The sequence below is a fragment of the Ruegeria sp. CH10 genome (assembly GCF_056537125.1).
Genome location: NZ_JBQFQY010000007.1, coordinates 142,053 through 167,185 on the forward strand (window position 1 = coordinate 142,053; position 25,133 = coordinate 167,185).

The window sequence follows — 25,133 nt, forward strand, 5'->3', positions numbered from 1 at the left end:
AAGGGAAGAACCCCATTGAGCCTTAAAGACCTCAAATTTGGAAAACCAAGCTGTGTGGATGGTTTAGCCTGCATGCTTGCCAAAGACGCTGGCCTGTTTCACTCTCCGTGACACCAAATTGCCATGGGGACCCGACGTGGAGCACCTGTTTCTGAATGTTCTGAACGTGGTCCTGCCCGTGCTGATTTGCGCCGGAATCGGTTATAGTCTGGCCCTGATCAAAGCTCCGTTCGACAATAAGGTGATCGGAGGGCTTGTGTCGCGCGTGGGCTATCCGACGCTGATCATTTCGCACCTGTCTACCACCCAGATTGCAGTCGGTACCTTTCTGGATGTCATGGCCGCCGCGGCGCTGGCCATTGTCGGGTTCGGGGTGCTGGGGTTTTTTGCCCTAAAGGTCATGCGCCTGCCGGTCCGGGCGTTTCTGACCCCGCTGATGCACGGCAATGTCGGCAATATCGGGCTTCCGATCACGCTGCTGGCGCTGGGTGATGCCGGAATGGCCTATACAATGGCTTTTGTGGTCGTGGTGCTGATCAGCATCTTCACTGTGGGCATGTGGATACCGGCGGGTGCGTTTTCGCCCAAAAAACTCGCCACTTCGCCAATTATCTATGCGGTTGCCATCTCGCTTGTTCTGATGACCACGGGGTACAGCCTGCCGCAGCCGGTGGCCAAGTCCTTTGACATTCTGGGCGGACTGTCAATTCCGCTGATGTTGCTGACGCTGGGCCATACGCTTGCGACCCTGCAGATCAAACGTCTTGGCCGGGCGGTGATGCTGACCGCGTTGCACCTTGCCATGGCCGTTCTGATTGCCAGCGGTCTTGTCTGGGCGTTCGGCTTCACAGGGGCGGAGAGAGGCGCGGTGATCCTGTGTTGTCTGATGCCATCCTCGGTTGCCGCCTATCTGTTTATCGATCAGCACATGCCCGAGTATGGGCCCGATGTGGCCGGGTTCATCCTTGTGTCAACGCTCAGCACCATTCTGGTACTGCCGATTGCGCTGTCTTACTGGATTTGACGCCCACCTTATGCAGGGGCCACGTTTCTGCTAAGCTGCTGAATAATTGTTTTAAACCGATATGGACTGAGGGCAGTTTGATGCAGGACAAGACACCGGCAGAGGTATCACCGCAGGCCCGCGCCCGCGTGGTTCTGGCGATGAGCGCGATCTGTATGATGGTTGTGGGGTTCAACACCACTGCGGTGACCACCATCCTGCCCAATCTCAAGGCCGAATTCGATCTGACCCAATCGGGGCTGCAATGGGTCATGGCCACCTATTCCGTAGCCAGCGCCACGCTTGTCACTATCGTCAGCCGTCTGGGCGATATCACCGGCAAGATGGGCGTCTTTTTCTTTGGTATGATCGTCTTTGCCATCGGTTCCGCCTCGGCCTTGTTTGCACAGGATGGGGCGATGCTGCTGTTCGGACGTGGGGCGCAGGGGGCGGGGGCGGCGGCGCTGTTCGGCACCTCTCTGACATTGCTGATGGCGGCCACGCCCGAAGACCAGCGCGCAAGCGTGACAGGGGCCTGGGGCGCGATTGTCGGCCTCGCCATCGGCATTGGCCCGATCCTGGGCGGCGCTTTCGGACACTATGTCAGTTGGAGAGCCATTTTTGCTGTCGATCTTGTCCTGCTGGCGTTGGCCTTTGCCATTGGTCTGCGTGTCAGCAAGCGGAAATACATCCCCGACACGCGCCTTGCGGGCGCGAAATTCGACTATGCCGGGGCCGTCGCAATCGTGTTCCTTCTCGGCCCGCTGTCCTTTGCGCTTAGCAACGGAGAAAGCGGAGGCTGGGCCTCACCCCTGACGCTTGTGTCGCTGGCTGTAGCGGCGGTTTCGACCATTGCTCTGGTAATCGTATCTCGCCGCAGCGACGATCCGCTGATCGAGCTGCGGTACTTTCTTCATCCACGGTTCTTGATGGCGGGGGCGGGAATGTTCTGCACGGGCTTTACGCTGTTCTGCTTTTTTGTCTATTTCAACACGTTCGTCCAATCGCCGGATGCCTTTGGCTACACGTCCATCGAGGCGGGGCTGGCGATCATGCCGCTCAGCCTCAGCATGTTTGTGATCTCGGTGGCCGCGCCCCGGTTTCTGGCCCCCTACAGCTTTCAATGGCCGGTTGCGATTGGGCTGGCTGCGATGGCATGTGGTTTTCTGCTGTTGATGACGACCACCAATACCACGCAATATGTCGAAATCTGGTGGAAGTTGCTGATCGTCGGGATTGGTCTGGGGGTCTGTTTTTCTTTGCTTCCCCGCCTGGGCCTGCGTCTGTTGCCGGATGAGCATGTGGGGCAGGGGTCCGGCGTCATCAATGGGTGCCTTTATTTCGGGGCGACGCTGGGTGCTGTGGTCGGCGGCCTTGCTGAATCCATCACCAGACGCCGCGGTCTGTCCGAGGTTATCGACGCGCTGCCCACCGGTTCCTCTCAGCGTGATGATCTGGCGCATGCGTTGACACACGGAACGCCCAGCCAGATCCAGCAATTGATCGCGGGAATGGAGCCAACGACCGGGACCGCCCTTGCCAAGGCTTTGCGTGACCTTCAGGACAATGCGTTCGACAGTGCCATGTTGGTGGCCGCGATTGCGGCGCTGATCGGGATGGGTCTTGCGCTGGCGCTGCTTCGGGGGCCGGTGCCGCCGCTCCACAGCGCGGCCGCGCTGGCGCGCAAGCGGCGCTAACCTCCCAGATACACACCATCTTTGGGGCGATAGAACACTTTCTGATCGTGCAGCTTACCCAGCAGGTCGTGAATACGGCGCAGGGTGTCTTCGCGCTCGGCCGTGCCGCTGGCTTCTTCATCCAGCGCAGCCTGTGACAATGAGGCGACCGAGCCGCGCAGTGCCGTTTCGATCAGGTCCATATCCTCGACCGAAAGCTCAATCATGTCATTGTACTGGGGCATGCCTGGGATCTCCGTTCCTGATGATCTTGGGGTGATCCCGAGTGTAGCACCTCTGAGCCCCGACCGAAAACAATTCGCGCTTTGGGGGGGTGATCAGTGTCAGGAGCGGAAAAGAAAAAGGCCGCCCCGTTGGGCGGCCTTTCGCATTTCAAAAGGGTCAGGCTCAGAAGCCCAGACCTTCGTATTTCTTCTTGAACTTCGACACGCGGCCGCCGGCGTCCATCAGGCGCGACGAGCCACCGGTCCACGCGGGGTGCGAGGAGGGGTCGATTTCCAGAGCCAGCTGGTCGCCTTCGGCACCCCAGGTGGATTTCATCTGAACCACGGTGCCATCGGTCATTTTGACGTTGATGACGTGATAATCGGGATGGATGTCTTTTTTCATCTTTCCGCTCCTTACGCCTCGGCGCCAGCCTTGGGCTTGTAGTTGGTGACCTCTGCGATACGTGCGGATTTACCACGACGGGTGCGCAGATAGTACAGTTTGGCGCGACGAACGCGGCCACGGCGGACAACGGTGATGCTGTCGATGTTGGTCGAATGCAGGGGGAACACACGCTCCACGCCTTCGCCAAACGAAATTTTGCGGACGGTGAACGAACCGGCGATGCCGTTGCCACCTTTGCGCGCGATGCAGACACCTTCGTAGTTCTGCACACGGGTACGCGACCCTTCGGTCACTTTAAAGCCGACACGGATGGTGTCACCGGCTTTGAAATCGGGGATGTCTTTCCCCAGGGCGGCAATCTGTTCCGCCTCAAGCTGTGCGATCAGGTCCATCGCAATCACTCCTATATGCTCGTGGTTGGTCCACGAAGTTTGGGCACGGGCCGAGAGCTCTTGGTCTTCATCGGGTCCCGCATGCAGCCCGCCAGAGGTCAGATCGTATGTTCCTTATGTCTGATCTGCTCTGACACGCGGGGGCCGAAGAAAGCCGGGCGTTGCGCCAAGATGCAAACCGAAACACCGGAGTCGCGCAGTTGCGGCACCGGATTGCGCTGCTTTACGGGGTTTGCGGACAGGGATCAAGCCAAAATCGCTATGATTTGCGGGCAAAACGGTGGGTTTCCGCTGTCCTTAAACTCCACCGTTGCCTTGTGGCACGGATCAGGCATTCTGAAGGGAATTATACGAGCAGAAATTTACAACAGGATAAAGAGCATGCGCATTGCGTTGATGCTGGCTGTTATGGCCTTTGCGACCCTGTCCTGCGGTCGCAGCACCCCTCCGCCCCAGCAGGTTGAGGCGAAATCCTTTCTGAGCACAACCGCGCCTTCTGTGATTTACCCGGCCTTTGGTGACGCCGACCCTCATGACTGGGACGGGCGGCATCCGGGTCACTACCCGGTGCATGGGCTGGACGTGTCGCGCTGGCAGGGGCCGATAGACTGGCACCGGGCCAAGGCATCGGGCGTCAGCTTCGTCTTCATCAAGGCAACCGAGGGCGGTGACGTGGCCGACCCGATGTTCGATGATCACCGGCGGGGCGCGCAGGCGGCAGGGGTGCCGTGGGGCGCCTATCACTATTACTATTTCTGTCGCCCCGCGCATGAGCAGGCGCGCTGGTTTATCCGAAACGTCCCCAAGGGCGCCGACCTGCCGCATGTACTGGACATGGAGTGGACCCCGCATTCCAGGACCTGCAGGTTGCGCCCCGATGGCGCTACCGTCCGGGCCGAGGCCAAGCGGTTCCTGGATATTCTGGAGCGCCACTACGGACGCCGCCCGATCGTTTACACGACCGTGGATTTCCATGCAGACACGAAAATCGCTCGTCTGCGCGGAACCGAGTTCTGGCTGCGCTCGGTCGCTGGACACCCGCATAAGGTTTATCCGAAATCCCCCTGGCGATTCTGGCAATATACCGGCACCGGTCTGGTGCCGGGTGTGCAGGGGCCGGTCGACATCAATACCTTCAACGGCCACCCGGAAACCTGGGCACGTTGGAAGGGCCGTTAGTCTTTGGATTTTTCGTAGGCATCCCACAGATCGGGCCGCCGTTCGCGGGTGATCTTTTCTGACATTTGGTGCCGCCAATCTGCGATGCGCCCGTGATGGCCGGACATCAGGATTTCTGGGATCGGGCGGCCCTTCCATTCGGCGGGGCGGGTGTATTGCGGATGCTCTAAAAGGCCCGAGGAAAAGCTTTCCTCTTCGGCTGACGCCTGATTGCCCAGCACGCCGGGGATCAGGCGCACGGTGGCGTCGATCAGGGCTTGTGCCGCGATCTCACCGCCGGTCATGACGAAATCGCCCAAGCTGGCCTCTTGCACGCCATAATGCTCTAACACCCGTTCATCGACACCTTCAAAGCGGCCGCACAGCAGGGTCATACCATCGCAGCGCGCAAGGTTCTGCATCATGCGCTGATCCATCCGACGGCCACGAGGGCTGAGGTAGATCAGCGGCCAGTTGCCGCGCACCCCGGCCATCGTGTGTTCAATCGCTTCGCCCAGCACGTCGGCGCGCAACACCATGCCCGCTCCACCGCCTGCGGGTGTATCGTCCACATTGCGGTGCTTACCGATGCCGAACCGACGCAGGTCGACTGTTTCCAGCTGCCACAATCCATCCTGCAACGCTTTGCCCGTCAGGCTTTCCCCCAGTACGCCGGGAAAGGCCGACGGGAACAGCGTGATGATCTTGGCCTTCCAAACCCCGTGCAGGTCGGGCGTGGGAGTCAACAGTTCACGCGGTTTCAATGTCGGGCGGATCGCCTTGCGACCGTGGGATTTGCCGGGTTTGTCTGTCATATCGTGCCGATCAACGCGCCTTTGGCGCGGTCTATGAGTGCTTTTTTCTGCTCGACCAATGCGGCCTCGTCCAGGCGCGAGCGGTTCAGTTCCAGCAGCTCTTCCAGAACATCCTCGGGCAGGCGGTTGTTGACCTTCGACGGCGGCACCAGCAGCTTGGCCTTGTCGCGGGGCGGGTCCAGATATTCGGCAAAGGGCGTGCCCGGGCCATAGCGGCGCAGCTGCAGCTCTTCCAGCCATTCTGTCATCACTGTCACCGAAGGCAGCCTGCCCTGCACCTGATCTACGGTGTCCTGCAGCGGGGCGACCTGATCCATGTGCTCGCGAAAGGTATCAAAGTCGAAGACCTGTCGCATCCGTTCCAGATCATGTGCCCACAGGCTGCGCAACCAGCCGCCGCGCTGCCGCAAAGACAAGTAAATGGTTATTTCGACCTCTTGGCCCGCAAACCGGTGGTGGACCGCGTCGACCAGACAGGCGGCAAGATCGGGGGTTGCGGCATAGCCCTGTTCCATGTTGCGGCTGGGGCGCAGACCGGCAAAGTTTTCCTCGGACAGGATCAACCCGCGTTTGTCGCCGAAATCCAGCGTGTCCAAAAGCTCGGCCACCTGCGTGCCAAATTCGGACAGCGTGCCAACCGTGCCATAGACCGAATGATTGGTGGCCGCCCGCGACAGTCCGGATTTGCGTGTGCGAAAAGGCAGGATCAGTGCAAAATGCGGCCAGATCAGTTCGCGATTGTCGTAGAGGAACGATTGCGCCGCTGTGGTGCCGGTCTTGTGCAGACCCAGATGCAGCAAAACGCGGCGCATCAGATCAGCCCCTCGGGCGGGTCGGCGATGATGCGGCCTTTGTCCAGATCGACGGTCGGCACGGCCGCAAGGGTGAACGGCAGCAAAACAGTCGCTTTCAGGCCGGACCCGTGCAGTTCCAGCAGATCGGCTGCGCCGTGGTTCTGGACCGATTTGACCCTGCCCAGCAGGGTGCCGCCGGTGTCATAGACCTCAAGCCCGATCAGGTCGGTGTGATAGAATTCGTCATCGGGCAGCGATGGCAACTGATCGCGCCGTGCAAACAGGCGCAGGCCCTTCAAGGCATCGGCCTGTTCCTTGGTCTCGACGCCGCCCAAACGCGCAGCGAAACCGTTCTTGATGGATCGAGTCAGGACCAGAGGGTATTTCTCACCGCCCGCTTCATCGGTCAGGGGGGAATACGCCTCGATGTCTTCAGGCGTGGCGCAATAGCTTTTCAGGCGCACTTCGCCGCGCACACCATATGAACCTGCAATGCTGCCGACGCAGATCAGATCACTCATTTGGTCCATCCGTCACACATAGCCCGTCCTGCCATTGCCCAAGCGCCTCGCACGCTTCGCGTTGGTTTGAGCGTTCGAAAAACACGCCGACAATAAAGGCGATCATCAGCAGAATGGGAAGCCGCAATAACCCGAACATGCGCCTACCGTATCTCGATGGGCAATGTGTCGTCGCGGTTTTCCCAGCCGACCTGTTCCAGTTCCGGCGTGTCGGACTGCGTCTCTGGCCAGCCCACACAGAAATAACCGATCAGACGCCAATCATCGGGCACGTTCATGTCGCGCGCCATCTGGTCAGGATCCAGAATGGACACCCAGCCCAGCCCCAGCCCCTCGGCCCGTAAGGCCAGCCAGAACAGTGTAATGGCCGAAACAACGGAGTAACGCCGCATCTCGGGCATTGTGTCCGCGCCCAGTCCTTGCCCCTTGTCGGTGGCATCGTCGCAGAACACGGCCAGTTGTACGGGGGCTTCCTGCATCCCCGACAATTTCAGGCGGCTGTAAAGCTGCGCCTTCTCGCCAGAATACCCCTCCAACGCTTGGGCATTGGCGGTTTGGAAATTCTTCAGCGCCGCCGCGCGGGCGGTGTCGCTGTTGACGCGGATCACGCGCCAGGGTTCGCTGAGCCCCACCGAAGGGGCCAGTCGAAACGCGTCGAGGCAGCGCGTCAGCACTGCCTCGTCAATCGCGTCGGTGCGGAACCGGCGCACATCGCGCCGGAGCCGCAGCAACAGGTCAAACTGCGTGCGAAAATCGTCGGTAAAAGTTTGATCCCGCACGCGCTTGCCTGCTTATTCTTCGGCCGCTGCTTCTTCAGCCGGTGCAGCAGCCGCTTCCGCAGCTTCCGCAGCCTTGGCTGCTTTTTCTTCGGCGCGTTCCTGGGCCTTCTTGCCCGGGGTACCCTTGTTGGGGTTGTTACGCTCGGCTTTTTCCTTGGCGCCTGCAGCTTCCAGCATACGAGCGATCCGGTCGGTGGGCTGGGCGCCCTGGTCCAGCCAGTACTGGATGCGCTCCATGTTCATTTTCACGCGCTCTTCGCTGTCTTTCGGCAGCAGCGGGTTGTAGGTGCCCAGTTTCTCGATGAAACGGCCATCGCGGGGCATACGGCTGTCGGCCGCAACAATGCGATAGAAGGGACGTTTTTTCGAGCCGCCGCGGGCGAGACGAATTTTCATTGCCATGGTGGTATCTCCTTTGGATGGCGTGACTGGGAAGGCCCCAGTTATTCTTGGTGTTTCCTGTGGTGTCGGATGACTTCCTGAATGATGAAATTCAGGAAAGCCTTGGCGAAATCAGGGTCCAGATCGGCCTGTTGCGCCAGGTCTTCTAACCGCGCGATCTGCGCGGCTTCGCGCGTGGGATCGGACGGGGGAAGGTCGTGCTCGGCTTTGAGCTTGCCAACGGCCTGCGTGTGCTTGAACCGCTCGCCCAGCGTATAGACAAGGATCGCGTCCAGCCGGTCGATGCTTTCGCGGTGGCTTTTCAGCAGCGTGGCCGCCTGTTTAACGGGGTCGGTCATGCGTAAGCCTCCATGCCGCCATTCACCAGATCGGCGGGCGCCGGATGCCGCCAGATCTCGATGGTGCCGAATTCCGGATGTTCGAAAGTGTAGTCAAACGCGGCACCCAGACGTTTAGCCACCGCCTTGCTGGCGTGGTTGTCGGGGTCGATTACCGAAATCGCGGTATCCCATCCCAAAATATCATAGGCATAGGCGCGGGCAGCTTTGGCGGCCTCGGTCGCGTATCCCTTGCCAGTCGCGTAGTTCATCAGGGTCCAGCCAACTTCCCGCTCGGGCCAGTTGTGCGGATACCACAGACCGACATGACCAACGTAGGTGCCGGTGCCTTTTTCCTCGACCCCCCAGAAGCCGTAACCGCGCATGATCCAATGCCCCATGAGTTGCGCGATCAAACGCCATGTCTCATCCGGGCGTTTGGGTCCGCCAACATACTTCGACTCATCCGTGGCGAAAAACTCCGCTTCGGCTTCGAAATCAGCCTCGGATAGTGCGCGCAGGATCAGGCGCTCGGTCTCAAGCCGGGGGATATGATCGGCGATCAGGTTCACTTTTTCTTCCCGAACCCGCTAAGGCCCGGCGGCAGCGCCATGCCGCCACCCATTCCGGGCATGCCACCGGGCATTTTACCCATCGCCTTGGCCGCCTGTTCCAGCGCCTTGGGGTCCATGCCGGCGGCCATCTCCTCGGTCGAGGGGCCGCCTTTGCCGAACATGCCCTTCATGGCCTGTTTCAGCATCTTGCCTTTGCCCATCTTGCCCATTTTCTTCATCATGTCCGACATCTGCCGGTGCATCTTGAGCAGCTTGTTGAGGTCGCTGACCTCCATACCCGAACCGGCGGCAATCCGTTTCTTGCGGCTGGCCTGCAGCAGTTGCGGGTTGGCGCGTTCGCGTTTGGTCATCGACTGGATAAGCGCGATTTGTTGGCGCAGGATCTTGTCGTCCAGACCGGCCTGATCCATCTGCTTGGCCATCTTGTTCATGCCCGGCATCATGCCCATCATGCCCTGCATGCCGCCCATCTGGATCATCTGTTCCAGCTGCATCTTAAGGTCGTTCATGTTGAACTGACCTTTGACCATGCGCTTCATCATGCGCTCGGTCTGTTCCATCTCCATCGTTTCCTGGGCCTTTTCGACCAGAGCAACGATGTCGCCCATGCCCAGAATACGACCGGCGATCCGGTCCGGCTCGAAGGTTTCGAGCGCGTCCATCTTCTCGCCCAGACCGACAAAGCGGATCGGCTTGCCGGTGACTGCGCGCATCGACAGCGCCGCACCACCACGCCCGTCACCGTCCATCCGGGTCAGAACCACGCCCGAGATGCCGACTTTGGCGTCGAACTCCTCGGCCACCTCAACGGCGACCTGACCTGTCAGACCGTCGACCACCAGCAGGGTTTCACGGGGATCGACCACGTTGCGAACCTGCTCGACCTCATCCATCAGGACTTCGTCGATATGCAGGCGGCCCGCGGTATCGAGCATATAAACGTCATAGCCACCCAGCGTTGCCTGCTGCTTGGCACGTTTGGCGATGTCTACGGGTTTCTGCCCCGGAACGATCGGCAGCGTATCGACGCCGACCTGCGTGCCCAGAACGGCCAGCTGATCCATCGCCGCCGGGCGATAGACGTCGAGCGAGGCCATCAGGACCTTCTTGCCCTCTTTCTCTTTCAGACGCTTGGCCAGCTTACCGGTTGTGGTCGTCTTACCCGAGCCCTGCAGACCGACCATCAGGATCGGGGCGGGCGGGTTGTCGATCTTCAGCGTGCCGGGGTCTTCTTCGCCGCGCAGGGTATCGACCAGCGCGTCATGCACGATCTTGACGACCTGCTGACCGGGGGTGATCGATTTCGTCACTGCCTGGCCGGTCGCCTGTTCCTGCACCTTCTTGACGAATTCGCGCGCCACCGGCAGCGAGACGTCAGCCTCAAGCAGGGCAACCCGAACCTCACGCAGGGCGGTTTTGACGTCTTCTTCGGACAGCGCGCCCTGTTTGGTCAGCCGGTCAAAGACGCCGGAAAGGCGTTCGGATAGATTTTCAAACATGCCTTCGGCCTCCTTAGCCGGTTATCCTGTGGCTGTTCCTAGGTAGGAAACGCCGGTTAAATACACAATTGCCCCCTCCCACTGAATTAGACGTGGGGGTCATGCCAAATGGCATTGCCCCCACGGGCGAAACTCGCTGGTGGGGGGCGATCCCTGAACGACTCAAGGGACCGGAAGATCATACGCTTCCGGATGTTTGAACGGGGCTTTAGGCCGATTGGCTGTCAGAGTCAACCGCCCGGGCCGGAAGCCAGTCATTGACCGCATCCACCAGCCGCTGCGACCCGCGCCCGCTGACATAAGCTTCGACAATCGGGTGCCGGCCTGCACTCATACCCTTTTCCAGGATCAGAACCGGACGGTGCATTTTGGACGTGGTCCTGTTGCGGGTTGAGGTGGTGGTTTCCACCTCGGCATGGGACAGGTTCGACAGCTCATGTTCTACAGTGTCATAGCCAAAGACGGATTGGCGGCGGATCAGAATGCTGTTGCCGGGTCGATCCAATATGACCTGAACGCGCCGCACAAAGGCGCAAAAAGCGCCGATCCCCATACCGCCGCCGAATACCGCAAAGAAAAGGCCGAACAGAATGCCTTCGCCGCCTTCGCTGGCCATGAAAAGACCAGCCCCAACAAAACATAGGATGAAGAAGACCAGCGAGATGCCGATAAACCAGGGCGTGTTGGACAGGATCAACTGGTCCGGGGTGTTGCGCGTGACTTTCATGGCGGCACGCTAGCACTGAATTCCGGGTCTGTCCGGCTTGAAATTGCCCGCGTGTTGCGCGATGAGCGCGGCAATACAGGAGGTTCCCATGGACGCATCATCCGCCTTTCAGGACACATTACCGCTCAGCTCGGACGCGCTGTTGGCGCAATTGGACGACTGGGGGTTGGCCTACACGCTGCACACCCATGTGCCGCTGCGCACGGTCGAAGACGCCAAAGCGGTCGAGGATCAGTTCATGGTGCCGGGTGAGAACGCTTTGCGGCTCAAGAACCTGTACCTGCGTGACAAGAAAAAACGCAACTACCTTGTGACGCTGGAACAAAGCCGCGAGATCGACCTCAAGGCGCTGGCGGCGGATCTGGGGGCAGGGAACCTGTCTTTCGGGTCAGCGGACCGGCTGTTGCAGAACCTTGGTATCCGGCCCGGCGCGGTCAGCCCGCTGGCGATGATCAATGGTGTCGAGAACACCGTTCGGTTCTTTATGGACGCTGCGGCCCAGCAGGCGGATGTGATCTACATGCACCCGCTGGTCAATGACCGCACGATTGCCATGCCCCGAACCGATCTGATGGCGTTTTTCGACCGGATCGGGTGTGAGGTGACGTGGCTGCCCTGATCATGCAGCCAGCCCCTTGATTGCCCCATGGGCCGAGGTCAGCGCGGCCTCGGCGTCCAGGGCCATCTTGTCGGCGGCAATAACATCCACATCGTGAATGCCGATAAAGCCCAGAACGTGCTTGGCGTAATCGGTGGCAAAATCGATCTCGGACCCGACGGCCGTGCCGCCTGACGCAATCGCCAGAACGGCGCGTTTGCCATCCAGCAGCCCCTTGGGGCCGTTTTCTGTATAGGAAAATGTCAGTCCGGCCCGCGCCACCAGATCGATCCACGCTTTAAAGGCTGCGGGCACCGAAAAGTTGTAGATCGGCAGGCCGATGACAATCGTATCCGCCTCTTGCAGTTCATTCACCAGACTATCCGACAGGGCCAACTGATCCCGCTGCGTCGCGTCGCGCTGGTCGGCAGGGGTGAAATTGGCGTTGATCCAGTCTTCGGTCAGCAAGGGCAGGGGGCTGGCCAGATCGCGGCGAATAATACGCGCGGCGCCCACATGCTTGACGATACGGTCAGACAGGTCACGGGTGGCCGAGCCTTCGCGGCGGGCCGAGGCGTCGATATGCAGGATCGTTTTGGTCATGTCACTTGCGTCCTTACGGGGTTCAGTTTGGGTTCTGGCCTCAATATGAATATTGCACCAGTGAACAAAACTCTGATATATCAACACCCATTGTTGGAATTTGCACATTGAAGGCGAGACAGTGGATAATTGGGACGAAGTGAGAACCGCCTATCAGGTCGCCCGCATGGGCACCGTCAGCGGCGCGGCCGAGGTGCTGGGCGTGCACCATGCAACGGTAATCCGCCATATCGACGCAATTGAAGCACGTTTGAGCGTCAAGCTGTTCCAGCGCCATGCGCGTGGCTACACACCGACCGAGGCAGGGGACGACCTGCTGCGCGTCGCCCAGGCGACCGAGGATCAGTTCAACCAGCTGGTCGGCCGCATGAAGGGGCGCGGCGATGATGTGTCGGGTGAGCTGGTGGTGACATCGCTGGCCTCACTGGCCCCTCTGGTCGTGCCGGTTCTCAGCGAATTTCAACGCCTGCATCCGGGTTTGATTGTGCGCTATTTGACCGGGGACCGCCTGTTCCGCCTGGAATACGGTGAGGCGCATGTGGCCATTCGCGCAGGCTCGGCCCCGGATCAGCCGGACAATGTGGTTCAGCCTTTCATCACGCAAGAGGTCGGCTTGTTCGCAAGCAAATCCTATATCGACGCCTTTGGAATGCCCGCAGGTGTCAAGGATTTCGACAAGCATCACTTTGTCAGCACCGACGATGAAAACAGCCGCGCTCCGTTCTCACGCTGGCTTCGTGCGACCGTCCCGGCTGAAAACATCACCTTCCGCTGTACCAACAACTTCTGCATCCGCGAGGCGGTTCTGTCCGGTGCCGGGATCGGCTTTATGGACCGGCGCGAGGCGGCGCGGGATTCTGATCTGGTCGAAGTGATCGAGCCGCTTCAGGAATGGTTCGGCAACCTGTGGCTTGTCACCCATGTTGATCTGCACCGCACGACCAAGGTGCAGAGCTTTCTGAAATACCTCAAGGATCAGTCAAAGGGCTGGAAAGCGTGAGCCCACAGGCACAGGGCCATCTGGCCATGCTTGCATTTTCGGCATTGGTGGCGGGCAGTTTCTCGCTGGGTGCCATGGTTGCCAATCAGATTTCGCCCGAGGCGATTACGGCGGCGCGCTTTCTGATCGCTGCGGTTCTGATCGGGGTGGTCGCCCTGATGACCACTGGCCTGCCGCGCAGCGCGGCGCGGGCACCGTGGCGGTATCTGGTGTTGGGCGGCCTGTTCGCCACTTATTTCGTGCTGATGTTCCACGGCCTGAAAACCGCACCTCCGGTCAGTATGGCGGCGGTATTTACCCTGACGCCGATGATGTCGGCTGTGGCGGGCTGGGTGCTGTTGCGGCAGTTCACGACGCCACGCATGGCGCTGGCCTTGTCCGTGGGGGCCGTTGGCGCGCTCTGGGTCATTTTTCGCGCCGATTGGCAAGCCTTCACAGCGTTCCAGATCGACCGGGGCGAAATCATCTTTTTCTGGGGCTGCCTCGCGCATGCCGTCTATACGCCGATGGTGCGCAAGCTGAACCGGGGCGAGCCCGCCGTGGTGTTCAGCTTTGGCACGATGGTTGCGGGGTGTCTGATCCTGACGCTCTATGCGTGGTCCGACATTCGCGCGACGGATTGGGCAAATTTGCCGCTGATCGTCTGGATCGGGCTGCTGTACCTGTCGGTCTTTGCCACTGCGGCCAGTTTTGTGCTGGTGCAATTCTCGGCGCTGCGCCTGCCCTCGGCCAAGGTGATGGCCTATACCTATCTGGTGCCCAGCTGGGTGATCCTGTGGGAAATCGCGCTGGGACAGACACCGCCGCCTGCGCTGGTTTTGGTGGGGGCAGTGCTGACAATCGCGGCCCTGTTGCTGTTGTTGAAGATCGAGGATCAGCCCCGGTCCTCGACCAAGCCCGCCGTCGAATAAGGTTTGTCTTTCCGGCGGTTTGTGGCAGCCTTACGAGATGTGAATACGGGTGGGCGTTAATGAAACACGTAACAGTTCTGATCGTCGCGGCGGGTCTTGCCGCCTGCACGCAACCCTCCCCCGATACTTCGGTCTCTGAGGCAGATTTGCAGGGCAGTTGTGAGGCGCTTGTGTCAGCCGAAACCGGTTTGCGCCCCGAGAATGTATCGGCCCTATCGACGGAAACCACGCCAACGGGTTCGGTCACGACGCTTTCGGTTTCCGGCGCGCAAGCACCGTGGTTGTGCCGCGCAGACCCGTTCGGGGTGATCACCGGCGTTGCCTATAGTCAGGAAGGGTAACCTGTTTAACAGGGTTCCGGCGCGTTGAGCTAGATCAAAGGCGTCATATGCGAATTTCTCTATGCTTTGTGCGAGGAGGAAGAACCCATGTTCAAACATATTATGATCCCCGTAGACCGTCATCTGCCGCCCGAGACCCGCAAAGCCGCCGATGTGGCCGCCCAGGTTGCAAAATGGCAGGGGGCCAAAGTTACCGTTGTCAGTGTCACCAGCAAACAGCCGGGTGAGGCACATCAGGGCGACATAGAAGTTTCGGAAGAATTGAAGGAACTCACCGATCAACTGAAGCAAGGCGCCACCGACGTGTCGGTGCGCAATGTTCATTCAGTGGATGTGGGTGCGGAAATGGACAGCGATCTTGCAAAGGTCGCGGATGAGATTGGGGCCGATCTGGTCATCGTGGGCACTCATGCGCCACGGATCACCGATTACATCTTTTCAAGTCATGCGGGTTACTTGGCCCAACATGCCACCATGTCCGTTTTTGTGGTGCGATAGCGCTCAGGCGTCGTCGGCGGGCAGTTCGGTTTCCAGAAACCGCTCAAACGCATCCAGATTGACCGGCTCGAACTGCCCGAAACCCTGCATCCAAACCGACGCCGCGCGCAGCGCGTCGGGTTCCAGCTTGCACCACTTTACCCGCCCGCGCTTTTCCTGAGAGATCAGCCCGGCCTTGGTAAGAATGACCAGATGTTTCGAGATTGCGGCCAGCGACATTTCGAACGGGTCAGCCACGTCGGTGACGGCCATGTCGTCCTCTAGCAACATCGCAAGGATGGCGCGGCGCGTCGGATCGGCAAGAGCTGCGAATACGGTGTCGAGGTCATTGGACATGATCTCGCTGAACCACAGTGCCCCGCTTTGGTCAACCATTTGGTTGAATATGCGAATTCGACACAGTCTGCCCACCTGCCGGGATGTGCGCTTTGGCCTGCATCTGGCAGCGCAATATTTTTAGCATAAAAATCTGATACTTAACTGCAGTCGGGGTGCGACCTATACACCGTTGACTCTGCGCGCCGCGCCCCTTAGCACCCTACCCAAGACTGTGCGAGGGAAATGCCCGTGACCGATGATGACCAAAAGCAGCGTATGGCGCAGCTGGAGGCCAAGATCGACGCGGCGAAAAAGGCCAAAAAGCCAGAGACCCGCGCAGACGCTGACATATCCGGAGGCGAGCTTGCCTGGAGGATGGTCATCGAAATGGTATCCGGTCTGGGGATCGGATTTGGCATCGGATACGGGCTGGACAGCCTGCTCGGGACGATCCCGATCTTTCTGGTGCTGTTCACATTGCTGGGCCTTGTCGCGGGCGTGAAGGTTATGCTCCGCAGCGCGAAAGAGGTTCAAGAGAAACAAGCGGCGGCGACGGCTGTCGAGAAGGACGAGAGGGACTGAACGTGGCAACTGAGACCACCGCAGCAGAAGGCAGCAGCCTGGTTTTCCACCCGATGGATCAGTTCATCGTAAAGCCGTTGTTTGGTGACGGTGCAGTGGGCATGTTCACGATCACCAACGTGACACTGTGGTTGTTCTTTGCCATCGTCGCAATCCTGCTGCTGCTGGTCGTGCCGACCTCGAAACGCGCCATTGTTCCCAGCCGGTCGCAATCGGTGGCTGAATTGGCCTACGGCTTCATCTACAAGATGCTGGAAGACATCTGCGGCAAGGAAGGCATCAAGTACTTCCCTTATGTCATGACGCTGTTCATGTTCATCGTCTGCGCCAACTTCCTGGGCATGATCCCGACATCTTTCACCACCACATCGCATTTCGCCGTGACCATCCCGCTGGCGCTGGCCGTGTTCCTGACCGTGACCATTCTGGGCTTTGTCAAGAACGGTGCCGGGTTCCTGAGCCTGTTCTGGGTGTCCAGCGCACCGCTGGCGCTGCGTCCGATCCTGGCGATCATCGAGCTGATCTCGTATTTCGTACGCCCGGTCAGCCACTCCATCCGTCTTGCCGGTAACGTCATGGCAGGCCACGCGGTGATCAAGGTGTTCGCAGGCTTTGCCGCAATCGCAGTGATCTCGCCCGTGTCCGTTCTGGCGATCACCGCAATGTATGGTCTTGAGGTCCTTGTGTCCTTTATCCAGGCCTACGTTTTCACCATTCTGACCTGTGTTTACCTCAAGGACGCTCTGCATCCGCATCACTGATTGGGTCTTGCACCCGACACAGGAACGATAACCCAACATCGAAACTTCCAATTCGTAAGGAGATACATCATGGAAGGCGATCTCGCACACATCGGCGCAGGCCTGGCAGCAATCGGTTCCGGCGCAGCCGCAATCGGGGTGGGCAACGTGGCAGGCAACTTCCTGGCCGGCGCCCTGCGCAACCCTTCGGCGGCTGCTTCGCAGACCGCAACCCTCTTCATCGGTATCGCATTCGCAGAAGCGCTGGGCATCTTCGCATTCCTGGTCTCGCTGCTGCTGATGTTCGCCGTCTAATCTGCGGAACCTGATCCTTACGCGCAGGTGGGCCCAAGCCATAGCGGCCCACCTGTTGTAAAGACAACGTTCCGACGGAGGACATCATGGCGACTGAACCCATTAGCGAAGAAGTAGTTGGCTCGTGCGTCGACTCGCATGGCTCTGCCATCGGGATGCCTCAGCTCTGCTTCGATTGGTTCCCCAACCAGATTTTCTGGCTGGTCATTACGCTGGTCGTCATCTTTCTGGTCCTGTCCCGCGTGGCTCTGCCCCGCATTGCGGCAATCCTGGCTGAACGTCAGGGGACCATTACAAATGACCTGGCTGCGGCCGAAGATCTGAAGGCCAAAGCGGTCGAGGCCGAAGAGGCCTATAACAAGGCGCTGGCCGATGCCCGTGCCGAGGCGCAGCGTATCGCTGCCGAAGCACGTGCGGAAATCCAGTCTGGTCTGGATGACGCAATTGCCAAGGCGGATGCGGAAATCGCTGCAAAGGCGGCTGAATCGGAAAAGGCAATTGCCGACATCCGTGCCGGTGCGCTGGAAAGCATTCAAGTGGTTGCCAAGGATACGGCGGCTGAACTGGTCACCGCACTGGGCGGCGAGGCGGATGCCAAAGCCATCAACAGTGCCGTAGATGCGCAGACGAAAGGATAAGTGACATGCGGAATATTCTTGCCCTTATCCTGACCTTCGGCGCGGCCAGCCCGGCTTTTGCGGCCAAAGGCCCGTTCTTCTCGCTTGGCAACACTGACTTTGTGGTCCTTTTGGGCTTCATCGTCTTCATCGCGGTCCTGTTCTATTTCAAGGTCCCCGGCATGATCGGCGGCGCGCTGGACAAGCGGGCCGAGGGCATCCAGTCCGAATTGGACGAAGCCCGCGCCCTGCATGAAGAAGCACGCAGCCTGCTGGCCTCGTATGAGCGCAAGCAGCGCGAAGTGCAGTCTCAGGCGGATGCTATCGTAGCTGCGGCCAAAGACGATGCGGCACTGGCGGCTGAGCAATCCAAGGTCGATCTGGAGAAATCCATTGCACGCCGCCTGGCGGCCGCACAGGATCAGATCGCGTCGGCAGAGGCATCTGCTGTGAAAGAGGTGCGTGATCAGGCCATCACCGTTGCCGTTTCGGCGGCAAATGCGGTTCTGGCCAAACAGATGACGGCGACACAAGCCAACAAACTGATTGATGCGGCAATCGCCGATGTCGGCGAAAAGCTCCACTAAAATCAGATTGTGAAAAGTAAGAAGAACCCGGCCTTAGCGCCGGGTTTTTTCGTTTGATCAGGCCGCTGTGGGCATCGAAGGCAGTCGGTTCACGATGCCTGCATATTCGGGGGATGCGACAAACAGCTCGGGCAGCTCATCAATGATAACGTCGATTGGGTCGTACACCGCAGACGCCTGTGTCAGGATGTCTTCGGGGATTGCCTTTGGTGCTCTGTTCGCACGTGCGGGGAGATCAAACTCCATACCCAGAAAATCCGCCACGTCACCCTGCCTGCGCCAGATCGCATCGTAGTTCAGGCACAGAACAGGCACGTCGGTGAATGTGGCCCATTGCTTCATCTGCTTGGCCTGATTGAGGACATCATACCGAAACAGATCCTCGAACGTGCCATCGGCGTGAAGGTGATTGAAATGCTGTTCCACCCACTCGGGGCCGAACCGTTCCATCGCTGAATAGACCGACAACGCTGAATCCTTGGTCGACCCAAAGCAAAACAGAACCTTGACGTTTTTCCGTGTTTTCAGCGCGTCGGGGAAATCATGAGTTTTCACAAAACTGCCCGGCTCAAGGTACGCCGTTGCCAGTTCCTGCTCGAAAACAGCGGTGATCTTTCGTTTCCAAGGTCCCCATTGTTTCTGAGCCTCCGCCATCCACAATGCTTCGAACATCAATGTGCTGCCAGATCGGCCATTGCTGGCCACGATAACGCAGGGTGCATCCTGAGTGGGTCTGCCGCGCTGAAAAAGGTTCATTCATTGCCCCGATGTTGCTGCGTAAGAGCGGACTCGCAGTAAGGATGCCGATATGTGTACGTATCAGTTAAATTTCCAGTAACAGAAAAACAATCACCTGTGAGGTGACGATGGTTTTCTTGGGCGCGCTTATGCCTGCCCGGTCTCGTGCTGCAACCGTTGTTGGGCGATGGCCTCGTTGCGCTGGGTTTTCTGGTGATCTTCCATGCTCTGCTGCACAAAGCTGAGATGGTTATGGACAGCCTCGCGCGCGCCTTCGGCATCGCGGGCCTGTAGTGCGGTATTGATCGCGCGGTGCTGATCCAGAATGGCGCCCCGCGTGGTTTGTTGCTGAAACATGATCTGTCGGTTGTAGAAGACGCCCTGTTGCAGCAATTCATACATGGATCGCATCATGTGCAGCATGACCACGTTATGGCTGGCCTCGATGATGGCCATGTGAAACTGGGCATCCAGTTGCGCCTCGTCTTTGGAGGCGTTGCGTTTATGGGCAGTTTCCATCTTTTCAAAGATCGTCTGTACGACTTTCAAATCGCTGTCCGAACCCCGCCGGGCGGCGCGTTCTGCGGCCAGCCCCTCAAGATCGCGGCGGAATGAGATATAGTCGGCCACGGCCTCCTCGTGGCTGCCGAACAGCCGGACAAGGGCGGGCGAAAACGCTGATCCCAACACGTCAGCCACATAGATGCCGGACCCGGCCTTGGCAGTTAGCAACCCCTGATCCTGCAGGTTTGAAATCGCTTCACGCAGCGAGGGGCGCGATACCCCCAGCCGGTCCGCCAGCTCTCGCTCCGCCGGGAGGCGTTCTCCGGGGCGCAGGATGCCGCGCAGGATCAGCATCTCGATCTGTTTGACGACAGCAACAGACAGCTTTTCAGGTTGGATTTTTTGAAAGGGCATGCAGGCGTTTTCCGAAACTGGTCAGATCATATGACCACGTAATAAAGGTTGGCACAAGAATAGGGGACTCCGAGAGCGCAATATTTGCGAGGTGATCTGCCATCGGGGCGGAAAGGTTTTGTTAACCATCATCCATCAAAGATCGCGTGATGATGCGCTATCTTTCCCTTTTGGTGTTGGCCGCTTGTTCCGCAGGCACACCGCATTTTCGCGATGTTCCTGCCACCCGTGTTGAGGTGAACGGCAGTGTGTTTGACGTGCGCGTGCGCGGTGATTTGGCCGAGGCGGTGCGGGTCAACACCCAATACGCGCCACGGCTGGGCCCGATCCGCGATCGCGCGGGGCTGGCGATGGCGCAGGTGTCGGGTTGCCCCATTCTGGATGTGCTGGGCGATGCAGCGGTGACGATTGGCGTGCTCGGCTGCGACCGCGAGGCGGGTGAGCGGTTGCTGCTGACCGCTGTGTCTACCCCGAACTACGAATGTGTGGATACGGGCATCTTTGACCATATCGGTGGCGGTTACGGCTATCAGGTCTTTGAGTGTACGCCCTACTGATATACGCGTCTTTCTGCGTATTTTTGCAAGATATTGTGGATAAGTCCGGATGATATCCCATATCCTGCGCAACTCCGTTGACACGTCCACACTCCGTTGCGCAGACTTCAAGCATATAGGAATCACGGGACCCATTGCCTTTGCGCTTTAGCAAACTCAAACTCACCGGCTTCAAAAGCTTTGTCGATCCGACCGATCTGATCATTGCGGACGGGCTGACCGGCGTGGTGGGTCCCAATGGGTGCGGCAAGTCCAACCTGCTCGAGGCGTTGCGCTGGGTGATGGGGGAAAACCGTCCCAAATCCATGCGCGGCGGCGCGATGGAGGATGTGATCTTTGCCGGGGCAGCCACCCGCCCGGCCCGTAATTTCGCCGAAGTGGTCCTGACCATGGACAACTCGGAACGGTTGGCCCCTTCGGGCTTCAATGACGCGGATCAGTTGGAAATCGTGCGTCGCATCACCCGCGACGTGGGCAGTGCTTATAAGACCAACGGTAAGGACGTGCGCGCCCGCGATGTTCAGATGCTGTTCGCTGATGCCTCGACCGGGGCGCATTCGCCTGCGCTGGTGGGTCAAAACCGAATTGCCGAGCTGATCAATGCCAAGCCCCGCGCGCGACGCCGTATTTTGGAAGAGGCTGCTGGAATCTCGGGCCTGTATCAACGTCGGCACGAGGCCGAGCTGAAGCTGAAGGGCACCGAGGCCAATCTGACCCGTGTGGATGATGTGTTGGAACAGCTGGGTGCTCAGCTGGCGCAACTCGCCCGTCAGGCCCGCCAGGCCGCGCGCTATCGCGAGATTGGTGAGCAGTTGCGTCAGGCCGAGGGCATGCTGCTGTATCGCCGCTGGAAAGAGGCGGATATGGCCCGCCAGCAGGCCGAGGAAAAGCTGCGCGAACGGATCACCGATGCCTCGCGCGCCGAGGCTGAGGCCCGCGCGGCTGCCGCCCGGCGGGCTGAGATCGAAGAGACCTTGCCGCCCCTGCGTGAAGAAGAGGCCATCGCCGCCGCGGTGTTGCAGCGCCAGCAGGTGCAGCGTGACCAGCTGGCCGATCAGGAAACCCGTGCCCGCCAGACCATCGAAACCCTGACCAACCGTATTCAGCAGCTGGGCAATGATATTGAGCGTGAAACCGGTCTGAACCGAGACGCAGGCCAGATGATCGAACGGCTGGAATGGGAAGCCCGTGAGCTGGCCAAGGCGGCCGAGGGCCATGACGACAAAGTGGCTGAGGCAGCCGAGATCGCGCGCGAGGCGGCCTCGGTCCTGCAGGACCGCGAAGACCACCTGTCTCAGGAAACCGAGGATATGGCGCGGTTGGTGGCCCGGCACCAGTCGGCGCAGCGCCTGGTTGAAGACAGCCGCAAGACGCTGACCCGGTCCGAGGCCGAGGAAGACAAAGCGCGCGGTGCCGTGAATGAGGCGCGCGAGGCGCTGACCCGCGCGGCGGAGGCGTTTGAAACCGCGCAGCAAGGAGAGGAAGAGGCGCGCATTGCCGCCGAAGCCGCCGAGCAGGCACTGGCCCAAGCCGATGAGCTGCGCAACGAGACGCAGGCGCGCGAGGCCGAAGCCCGCGCGCAGCGGTCCGAGGCCGAAGGTGAACTGGGTGCGATCCGTGCCGAGACCACGGCGCTGGCCAAACTGGTCGAACGGGACACAGCCGAAGGCGGGCAGGTGTTGGACCTGCTGCGTGTCGCTCCGGGTTACGAAAAAGCACTGGGCGCGGCGCTGGCGGATGATCTGCGCGCACCGCTGGTCGAAGGCGACGGGCCGTCGGGGTGGGTGCAGGTCGCAGGTTATGACAGCGACCAACCCTTGCCCGACGGTGCAGAACCGCTAGCCCTGCATGTATCGGGCCCCGACCGTCTGAGCCGCCGTATTGCTCAGATCGGGTTGGTGGACGCGGATCAGGGCGCGCGGCTGCAGGCTGCGCTGAAGCCGGGGCAAAGGCTGGTGTCGCGGTCCGGTGATCTGTGGCGCTGGGACGGGTTCCGCGCCTGGGCCGAGGATGCGCCAAGCGCCGCAGCGTTGCGGCTGGAACAACTCAACAAGCTTGAGGCGCTCAAGCAGGAGCTGACCCGGACCGAGGCGCAGGCCGACGGCGCTCGTGCCGCGCATGAGGCCCTGTCGCAGCAACTGGCCGAGGTCACCGAGGCTGACCGCCGCGCGCGTGAGGCCCGCCGCGCCGCCGATCAGCGCATGGCTGAAACCGCCCGTCAACTGAGCCGGGCCGAGGCGGATCGCAACCTTGGCCAAGGCAAGCTTGAGACGCTGACCCTTGCGGTTGACCGCCACAAAGAAGACGCCATGTCTGCCCGCGCCCAACTGCGCGAGGCTGAGGCGGCGCTGCAGGATTTGGGCGATCTGGACAGCGCCCGCGCGCAGGTTGAGGACATCAAACAGACGGTTGAGGCCGCGCGGATCACCATGCTGACCCATCGCTCGACCCATGACGAACTGCGCCGCGAGGGTGAGGCCCGGACCCGCCGCTCGCAGGAGGTGACGAAAGACCTTAGCGGGTGGAAACACCGGTTGGAAACGGCCGAAAAGCGAATTTCCGAACTGGCCGAGCGCAAGGAAAGCTCGGAAGGGGAATTGTCCGAGGCAACGGCTGCCCCCGGCGAGATCGCCACAGAACGCGAGAAGCTGAATGAACTGATCGTCGAGGCCGAGACCCGACGCGCCGAAGCTGCCGATAAGCTGGCTGGGGCCGAAACTCAGCTGCGCGAGTTGGTCTTGGCCGAGCGGGACGCCGAGCGTGTCGCCTCGGAAGCGCGCGAGGCTCGGGCTGCGGCCGAAGCGCGGTGCGACGGGGCGAAGGAAAGCGTGACAGCTGCTGCAGAGCGTATTGCCGAGGACCAGCAGCTGACGCCCAACCAGTTGCTCAACCAGTTGGACGTGAACCCCGACCAGATGCCCGCCGCCGACGCGCTTGAGGCTGAGGTCAACCGCCACAAGCGTCAGCGCGACGCGATGGGAGCCGTAAACCTGCGCGCCGAAGAAGACAGCAAAGAGGTTCAGGAAGAATTCGACACGCTGAACACCGAAAAGGCCGATCTGGAAGAGGCGATCAAAGCCTTGCGCAGCGGCATCGCCAGCCTCAACCGCGAAGGGCGTGAACGTCTGCTGACTGCGTTTGAACAGGTGAATTCGAACTTCGCCATGCTGTTTAAGCACCTGTTTGGCGGTGGTGAGGCTAATCTGGTCATGGTCGAAAGCGACGATCCGCTGGATGCGGGGCTTGAGATCATGTGCCAGCCGCCGGGCAAGAAACTGTCGACCCTCAGCCTGTTGTCGGGCGGCGAACAGACCCTGACCGCGACCGCGCTGATCTTTGGCGTCTTCCTCGCCAATCCGGCCCCTATCTGTGTGTTGGATGAGGTCGACGCGCCGCTGGACGACGCCAACGTCACCCGCTTCTGCGATCTGCTGGACGAGATGTGCCGCCAGACCGATACGCGGTTCCTGATCATCACCCACCACGCGGTGACGATGGCGCGGATGGATCGGCTGTTTGGCGTGACCATGCAGGAACAGGGCGTCAGTCAGCTGGTCTCGGTCGATTTGAAAAAGGCCGAGGCGATGGTGGCCTGACACCTCACCGCAACGTTATGACCGGATTGCGCCACAACAGGGTAGGCTGGTTGCATGATACGGTACTTGACCCTCGCCCTTCTGATCGCGTCCCCGGCCACCGCCACCGAATGGCGCACCAAGCCCGGAGACGTCCCATTGTCACCCACCGAACTGGCCGCGTTGGAGGGGCGTACGTTCACCTTTTACGATGACGGTCAGGCCGCATTTGCTGCCGACGGGGCCTATTCCTATACCTACGCCAGCGGAGACGCGGCCTTTGGCACCTATTCCATCGCCGAGGACGGCAGCGTCTGCATTGCTTATCGCAACGGGTTCAGCCGCTGCGATCTGTATGTGCGAAGTGGTGAGAGGTTGATCCTGATCGATGAGAAGGGTGATCGGTATCCGGTTAGGTCAGAGTGAAACCGGCCTTAGATTGGTCCTGACCCTAACGCGACGTCCGTTCCCATTCGACAATCGCGGTGACTTTCTGGCCTTGAAACACCGCTCCGGCGGCGCTGAGGGTCAGGCGCTCTCCGTCAAACGCGATCTTGCGGATCTGGTCGGTTCCAACCCAATTCGGGCACGACGCCTGCGTGACGGAATGTATCACGTGATCGCCCTTGTCGATAAAATTGCCTGAATATGTGATCTGCGACTTCATCGCAGCCGAGTCTTCAGCTTCGGTGCCTCCGAATGGGTCGTTGCTGGCATAAGGCTGGCGATTGGTGGCGCTGAGTTGAACGAACACAAAACCATCCGGGGTATAACTGATATACCCAGACGCTTCTTCCCCCAACGGGTAAATGCGGGTTCCATCGGGGCATAGATTATACCAGGCCACAAGGGACCAGGTTCCTGTCAAAGGCGATGCGGGCATGAAAAATCCTTTGCTCCATGGCTTGCAAACAATTCATCCGCCCCGGCGGGTGAGGCGGATT

34 protein-coding genes are annotated in these 25,133 nt (G+C 60.1%); 16 read left to right on the plus strand and 18 right to left on the minus strand.

All coding sequences use genetic code 11. From position 1 onward, the window contains the following. Nucleotides 1-136: 136 nt before the first annotated feature. On the plus strand, nucleotides 137-1,024 hold the full coding sequence (locus tag ACRZ94_RS18400) for an AEC family transporter (RefSeq protein WP_480655952.1): 888 nt from the start codon (nucleotides 137-139) through the stop codon (nucleotides 1,022-1,024). An 80-nt stretch (nucleotides 1,025-1,104) separates the two neighbouring features. Beyond that, nucleotides 1,105-2,700: an MFS transporter gene (locus ACRZ94_RS18405; protein ID WP_480655954.1), complete on the plus strand. Its 1,596-nt coding sequence runs from the start codon at nucleotides 1,105-1,107 to the stop codon at nucleotides 2,698-2,700. Here the strand turns inward: ACRZ94_RS18405 and ACRZ94_RS18410 are convergent. From ACRZ94_RS18410 to rplS, 3 genes are all read right to left on the minus strand, one after another. Continuing rightward, on the minus strand, nucleotides 2,697-2,924 hold the full coding sequence (locus ACRZ94_RS18410) for a hypothetical protein (RefSeq protein ID WP_480655956.1): 228 nt from the start codon (nucleotides 2,922-2,924) through the stop codon (nucleotides 2,697-2,699). The two genes, ACRZ94_RS18405 and ACRZ94_RS18410, sit on opposite strands and share 4 nt — an antisense overlap. Nucleotides 2,925-3,087: 163 nt before the next feature. After that, a complete protein-coding gene (gene rpmE, locus ACRZ94_RS18415; RefSeq protein WP_170428949.1) occupies nucleotides 3,088-3,309 on the minus strand; it encodes a 50S ribosomal protein L31 in 222 nt (73 codons plus the stop codon). An 11-nt stretch (nucleotides 3,310-3,320) separates the two neighbouring features. After that, the gene (rplS, locus tag ACRZ94_RS18420; RefSeq protein WP_170447921.1) at nucleotides 3,321-3,704 is read right to left on the minus strand and encodes a 50S ribosomal protein L19; all 384 of its coding nucleotides are present in this window, start codon (nucleotides 3,702-3,704) and stop codon (nucleotides 3,321-3,323) included. A gap of 381 nt (nucleotides 3,705-4,085) precedes the next feature. Between rplS and ACRZ94_RS18425 the strand changes: the two genes are divergently transcribed. Next, the gene (locus tag ACRZ94_RS18425) at nucleotides 4,086-4,883 is read left to right on the plus strand and encodes a glycoside hydrolase family 25 protein (RefSeq protein ID WP_480655958.1); all 798 of its coding nucleotides are present in this window, start codon (nucleotides 4,086-4,088) and stop codon (nucleotides 4,881-4,883) included. Here the strand turns inward: ACRZ94_RS18425 and trmD are convergent. The 10 genes from trmD to ACRZ94_RS18475 form a co-directional block, all read right to left on the minus strand. Beyond that, the gene (gene trmD / locus ACRZ94_RS18430) at nucleotides 4,880-5,677 is read right to left on the minus strand and encodes a tRNA (guanosine(37)-N1)-methyltransferase TrmD (protein ID WP_480798018.1); all 798 of its coding nucleotides are present in this window, start codon (nucleotides 5,675-5,677) and stop codon (nucleotides 4,880-4,882) included. The two genes, ACRZ94_RS18425 and trmD, sit on opposite strands and share 4 nt — an antisense overlap. Further along, on the minus strand, nucleotides 5,674-6,489 hold the full coding sequence (locus ACRZ94_RS18435; protein ID WP_480798019.1) for a hypothetical protein: 816 nt from the start codon (nucleotides 6,487-6,489) through the stop codon (nucleotides 5,674-5,676). The genes trmD and ACRZ94_RS18435 overlap by 4 nt, the downstream gene beginning before the upstream one ends. Beyond that, nucleotides 6,489-6,992 carry a ribosome maturation factor RimM gene (rimM, locus tag ACRZ94_RS18440; RefSeq protein WP_480798020.1) on the minus strand — a complete coding sequence of 168 codons (504 nt, stop codon included), beginning with the start codon at nucleotides 6,990-6,992 and terminating at the stop codon, nucleotides 6,489-6,491. The genes ACRZ94_RS18435 and rimM overlap by 1 nt, the downstream gene beginning before the upstream one ends. Then, a complete protein-coding gene (locus tag ACRZ94_RS18445) occupies nucleotides 6,985-7,131 on the minus strand; it encodes a hypothetical protein (RefSeq protein WP_480655965.1) in 147 nt (48 codons plus the stop codon). Before ACRZ94_RS18445 ends, rimM begins: the two co-directional genes overlap by 8 nt. Nucleotides 7,132-7,135: 4 nt before the next feature. Then, a complete protein-coding gene (gene bluB / locus ACRZ94_RS18450; RefSeq protein ID WP_480798021.1) occupies nucleotides 7,136-7,771 on the minus strand; it encodes a 5,6-dimethylbenzimidazole synthase in 636 nt (211 codons plus the stop codon). A gap of 12 nt (nucleotides 7,772-7,783) precedes the next feature. Beyond that, nucleotides 7,784-8,173 carry a 30S ribosomal protein S16 gene (gene rpsP, locus ACRZ94_RS18455; RefSeq protein WP_480655968.1) on the minus strand — a complete coding sequence of 130 codons (390 nt, stop codon included), beginning with the start codon at nucleotides 8,171-8,173 and terminating at the stop codon, nucleotides 7,784-7,786. 41 nt (nucleotides 8,174-8,214) lie between these two features. Further along, nucleotides 8,215-8,511, minus strand: a complete 297-nt coding sequence (locus tag ACRZ94_RS18460; RefSeq protein ID WP_480655970.1) for a chorismate mutase — start codon at nucleotides 8,509-8,511, stop codon at nucleotides 8,215-8,217. Further along, a complete protein-coding gene (locus ACRZ94_RS18465; protein WP_480798022.1) occupies nucleotides 8,508-9,062 on the minus strand; it encodes a GNAT family N-acetyltransferase in 555 nt (184 codons plus the stop codon). The genes ACRZ94_RS18460 and ACRZ94_RS18465 overlap by 4 nt, the downstream gene beginning before the upstream one ends. Then, complete coding sequence (gene ffh / locus ACRZ94_RS18470) at nucleotides 9,059-10,564, minus strand: signal recognition particle protein (protein WP_480655974.1); 1,506 nt, start codon at nucleotides 10,562-10,564, stop codon at nucleotides 9,059-9,061. Before ffh ends, ACRZ94_RS18465 begins: the two co-directional genes overlap by 4 nt. A 208-nt stretch (nucleotides 10,565-10,772) precedes the next feature. Continuing rightward, on the minus strand, nucleotides 10,773-11,291 hold the full coding sequence (locus ACRZ94_RS18475; RefSeq protein WP_480655976.1) for a hypothetical protein: 519 nt from the start codon (nucleotides 11,289-11,291) through the stop codon (nucleotides 10,773-10,775). 88 nt (nucleotides 11,292-11,379) lie between these two features. Here ACRZ94_RS18475 and ACRZ94_RS18480 point away from each other — a divergent pair, with 88 nt between their 5' ends. After that, nucleotides 11,380-11,910, plus strand: coding sequence for a prolyl-tRNA synthetase associated domain-containing protein (locus ACRZ94_RS18480; RefSeq protein WP_480798023.1), 531 nt, complete (start codon nucleotides 11,380-11,382; stop codon nucleotides 11,908-11,910). Here ACRZ94_RS18480 and ACRZ94_RS18485 read toward each other — a convergent pair whose 3' ends face one another. After that, entirely contained in the window at nucleotides 11,911-12,492 is a 582-nt protein-coding gene (locus ACRZ94_RS18485; RefSeq protein WP_480798024.1) for an FMN-dependent NADH-azoreductase, read from the minus strand. A 121-nt stretch (nucleotides 12,493-12,613) separates the two neighbouring features. On the opposite strand from ACRZ94_RS18485, the gene ACRZ94_RS18490 reads away from it, so the two are divergent. The 4 genes from ACRZ94_RS18490 to ACRZ94_RS18505 all read left to right on the plus strand — a co-directional run bounded on the left by ACRZ94_RS18490 (nucleotide 12,614) and on the right by ACRZ94_RS18505 (nucleotide 15,242). Continuing rightward, nucleotides 12,614-13,492, plus strand: coding sequence for a LysR family transcriptional regulator (locus tag ACRZ94_RS18490; RefSeq protein WP_480798025.1), 879 nt, complete (start codon nucleotides 12,614-12,616; stop codon nucleotides 13,490-13,492). Then, nucleotides 13,489-14,403 carry a DMT family transporter gene (locus ACRZ94_RS18495; RefSeq protein ID WP_480655983.1) on the plus strand — a complete coding sequence of 305 codons (915 nt, stop codon included), beginning with the start codon at nucleotides 13,489-13,491 and terminating at the stop codon, nucleotides 14,401-14,403. Before ACRZ94_RS18490 ends, ACRZ94_RS18495 begins: the two co-directional genes overlap by 4 nt. A 59-nt stretch (nucleotides 14,404-14,462) precedes the next feature. After that, on the plus strand, nucleotides 14,463-14,744 hold the full coding sequence (locus ACRZ94_RS18500; RefSeq protein ID WP_480798026.1) for a hypothetical protein: 282 nt from the start codon (nucleotides 14,463-14,465) through the stop codon (nucleotides 14,742-14,744). An 87-nt stretch (nucleotides 14,745-14,831) separates the two neighbouring features. Next, nucleotides 14,832-15,242 carry a universal stress protein gene (locus ACRZ94_RS18505; protein WP_480655987.1) on the plus strand — a complete coding sequence of 137 codons (411 nt, stop codon included), beginning with the start codon at nucleotides 14,832-14,834 and terminating at the stop codon, nucleotides 15,240-15,242. A gap of 3 nt (nucleotides 15,243-15,245) precedes the next feature. Here the strand turns inward: ACRZ94_RS18505 and ACRZ94_RS18510 are convergent, their stop codons facing one another. Further along, nucleotides 15,246-15,578, minus strand: a complete 333-nt coding sequence (locus ACRZ94_RS18510; protein ID WP_480655989.1) for an ArsR/SmtB family transcription factor — start codon at nucleotides 15,576-15,578, stop codon at nucleotides 15,246-15,248. Nucleotides 15,579-15,809: 231 nt separating this feature from the next. On the opposite strand from ACRZ94_RS18510, the gene ACRZ94_RS18515 reads away from it, so the two are divergent. From ACRZ94_RS18515 to ACRZ94_RS18535, 5 genes are all read left to right on the plus strand, one after another. Next, on the plus strand, nucleotides 15,810-16,142 hold the full coding sequence (locus ACRZ94_RS18515) for an AtpZ/AtpI family protein (RefSeq protein WP_480798027.1): 333 nt from the start codon (nucleotides 15,810-15,812) through the stop codon (nucleotides 16,140-16,142). Between the two features lie 2 nt (nucleotides 16,143-16,144). Beyond that, nucleotides 16,145-16,903 carry a F0F1 ATP synthase subunit A gene (locus ACRZ94_RS18520; RefSeq protein WP_480655993.1) on the plus strand — a complete coding sequence of 253 codons (759 nt, stop codon included), beginning with the start codon at nucleotides 16,145-16,147 and terminating at the stop codon, nucleotides 16,901-16,903. Between the two features lie 69 nt (nucleotides 16,904-16,972). Next, the gene (locus tag ACRZ94_RS18525; RefSeq protein WP_005981269.1) at nucleotides 16,973-17,197 is read left to right on the plus strand and encodes a F0F1 ATP synthase subunit C; all 225 of its coding nucleotides are present in this window, start codon (nucleotides 16,973-16,975) and stop codon (nucleotides 17,195-17,197) included. Nucleotides 17,198-17,283: 86 nt separating this feature from the next. After that, nucleotides 17,284-17,835: a F0F1 ATP synthase subunit B' gene (locus ACRZ94_RS18530; protein ID WP_480655995.1), complete on the plus strand. Its 552-nt coding sequence runs from the start codon at nucleotides 17,284-17,286 to the stop codon at nucleotides 17,833-17,835. Between the two features lie 5 nt (nucleotides 17,836-17,840). Beyond that, nucleotides 17,841-18,401: a F0F1 ATP synthase subunit B gene (locus ACRZ94_RS18535; RefSeq protein WP_480655997.1), complete on the plus strand. Its 561-nt coding sequence runs from the start codon at nucleotides 17,841-17,843 to the stop codon at nucleotides 18,399-18,401. Nucleotides 18,402-18,458: 57 nt separating this feature from the next. Here ACRZ94_RS18535 and ACRZ94_RS18540 read toward each other — a convergent pair whose 3' ends face one another. Beyond that, a complete protein-coding gene (locus ACRZ94_RS18540) occupies nucleotides 18,459-19,157 on the minus strand; it encodes a hypothetical protein (RefSeq protein ID WP_480655999.1) in 699 nt (232 codons plus the stop codon). Between the two features lie 129 nt (nucleotides 19,158-19,286). After that, complete coding sequence (locus ACRZ94_RS18545) at nucleotides 19,287-20,057, minus strand: FadR/GntR family transcriptional regulator (RefSeq protein WP_480656000.1); 771 nt, start codon at nucleotides 20,055-20,057, stop codon at nucleotides 19,287-19,289. 149 nt (nucleotides 20,058-20,206) lie between these two features. Here ACRZ94_RS18545 and ACRZ94_RS18550 point away from each other — a divergent pair, with 149 nt between their 5' ends. From ACRZ94_RS18550 to ACRZ94_RS18560, 3 genes are all read left to right on the plus strand, one after another. Then, a complete protein-coding gene (locus ACRZ94_RS18550) occupies nucleotides 20,207-20,614 on the plus strand; it encodes a hypothetical protein (RefSeq protein WP_480656002.1) in 408 nt (135 codons plus the stop codon). Nucleotides 20,615-20,754: 140 nt separating this feature from the next. Next, the gene (locus ACRZ94_RS18555) at nucleotides 20,755-24,210 is read left to right on the plus strand and encodes an AAA family ATPase (RefSeq protein ID WP_480798028.1); all 3,456 of its coding nucleotides are present in this window, start codon (nucleotides 20,755-20,757) and stop codon (nucleotides 24,208-24,210) included. A 54-nt stretch (nucleotides 24,211-24,264) separates the two neighbouring features. Further along, entirely contained in the window at nucleotides 24,265-24,615 is a 351-nt protein-coding gene (locus ACRZ94_RS18560; RefSeq protein ID WP_480656006.1) for a hypothetical protein, read from the plus strand. A 25-nt stretch (nucleotides 24,616-24,640) separates the two neighbouring features. Here the strand turns inward: ACRZ94_RS18560 and ACRZ94_RS18565 are convergent, their stop codons facing one another. Beyond that, nucleotides 24,641-25,072 (minus strand): lipocalin-like domain-containing protein, encoded by a 432-nt coding sequence (locus ACRZ94_RS18565; protein WP_480656008.1) that lies wholly within the window; start codon nucleotides 25,070-25,072, stop codon nucleotides 24,641-24,643. Nucleotides 25,073-25,133: the final 61 nt, after the last annotated feature.

Excerpts from the sequence above, each read along its gene's own strand:
- ACRZ94_RS18480 (WP_480798023.1), top strand. The coding sequence starts at position 11,380 with ATGGACGCATCATCCGCCTTTCAGGACACATTACCGCTCAGCTCGGAC.
- ACRZ94_RS18505 (WP_480655987.1), top strand. The coding sequence starts at position 14,832 with ATGTTCAAACATATTATGATCCCCGTAGACCGTCATCTGCCGCCCGAG.
- rplS (WP_170447921.1), bottom strand. The coding sequence starts at position 3,704 with ATGGACCTGATCGCACAGCTTGAGGCGGAACAGATTGCCGCCCTGGGG.
- ACRZ94_RS18510 (WP_480655989.1), bottom strand. The coding sequence starts at position 15,578 with ATGTCCAATGACCTCGACACCGTATTCGCAGCTCTTGCCGATCCGACG.
- rimM (WP_480798020.1), bottom strand. The coding sequence starts at position 6,992 with ATGAGTGATCTGATCTGCGTCGGCAGCATTGCAGGTTCATATGGTGTG.
- ACRZ94_RS18545 (WP_480656000.1), bottom strand. The coding sequence starts at position 20,057 with ATGCCCTTTCAAAAAATCCAACCTGAAAAGCTGTCTGTTGCTGTCGTC.
- ACRZ94_RS18460 (WP_480655970.1), bottom strand. The coding sequence starts at position 8,511 with ATGACCGACCCCGTTAAACAGGCGGCCACGCTGCTGAAAAGCCACCGC.
- ACRZ94_RS18500 (WP_480798026.1), top strand. The coding sequence starts at position 14,463 with ATGAAACACGTAACAGTTCTGATCGTCGCGGCGGGTCTTGCCGCCTGC.
- trmD (WP_480798018.1), bottom strand. The coding sequence starts at position 5,677 with ATGACAGACAAACCCGGCAAATCCCACGGTCGCAAGGCGATCCGCCCG.
- ACRZ94_RS18425 (WP_480655958.1), top strand. The coding sequence starts at position 4,086 with ATGCGCATTGCGTTGATGCTGGCTGTTATGGCCTTTGCGACCCTGTCC.
- ACRZ94_RS18435 (WP_480798019.1), bottom strand. The coding sequence starts at position 6,489 with ATGCGCCGCGTTTTGCTGCATCTGGGTCTGCACAAGACCGGCACCACA.
- ACRZ94_RS18475 (WP_480655976.1), bottom strand. The coding sequence starts at position 11,291 with ATGAAAGTCACGCGCAACACCCCGGACCAGTTGATCCTGTCCAACACG.
- rpsP (WP_480655968.1), bottom strand. The coding sequence starts at position 8,173 with ATGGCAATGAAAATTCGTCTCGCCCGCGGCGGCTCGAAAAAACGTCCC.
- ACRZ94_RS18560 (WP_480656006.1), top strand. The coding sequence starts at position 24,265 with ATGATACGGTACTTGACCCTCGCCCTTCTGATCGCGTCCCCGGCCACC.
- ACRZ94_RS18530 (WP_480655995.1), top strand. The coding sequence starts at position 17,284 with ATGGCGACTGAACCCATTAGCGAAGAAGTAGTTGGCTCGTGCGTCGAC.
- ACRZ94_RS18525 (WP_005981269.1), top strand. The coding sequence starts at position 16,973 with ATGGAAGGCGATCTCGCACACATCGGCGCAGGCCTGGCAGCAATCGGT.
- ACRZ94_RS18550 (WP_480656002.1), top strand. The coding sequence starts at position 20,207 with ATGATGCGCTATCTTTCCCTTTTGGTGTTGGCCGCTTGTTCCGCAGGC.
- ACRZ94_RS18445 (WP_480655965.1), bottom strand. The coding sequence starts at position 7,131 with ATGTTCGGGTTATTGCGGCTTCCCATTCTGCTGATGATCGCCTTTATT.
- ACRZ94_RS18485 (WP_480798024.1), bottom strand. The coding sequence starts at position 12,492 with ATGACCAAAACGATCCTGCATATCGACGCCTCGGCCCGCCGCGAAGGC.
- ACRZ94_RS18540 (WP_480655999.1), bottom strand. The coding sequence starts at position 19,157 with ATGAACCTTTTTCAGCGCGGCAGACCCACTCAGGATGCACCCTGCGTT.
- ACRZ94_RS18410 (WP_480655956.1), bottom strand. The coding sequence starts at position 2,924 with ATGCCCCAGTACAATGACATGATTGAGCTTTCGGTCGAGGATATGGAC.
- ACRZ94_RS18405 (WP_480655954.1), top strand. The coding sequence starts at position 1,105 with ATGCAGGACAAGACACCGGCAGAGGTATCACCGCAGGCCCGCGCCCGC.
- ACRZ94_RS18565 (WP_480656008.1), bottom strand. The coding sequence starts at position 25,072 with ATGCCCGCATCGCCTTTGACAGGAACCTGGTCCCTTGTGGCCTGGTAT.
- ffh (WP_480655974.1), bottom strand. The coding sequence starts at position 10,564 with ATGTTTGAAAATCTATCCGAACGCCTTTCCGGCGTCTTTGACCGGCTG.
- rpmE (WP_170428949.1), bottom strand. The coding sequence starts at position 3,309 with ATGAAAAAAGACATCCATCCCGATTATCACGTCATCAACGTCAAAATG.
- ACRZ94_RS18535 (WP_480655997.1), top strand. The coding sequence starts at position 17,841 with ATGCGGAATATTCTTGCCCTTATCCTGACCTTCGGCGCGGCCAGCCCG.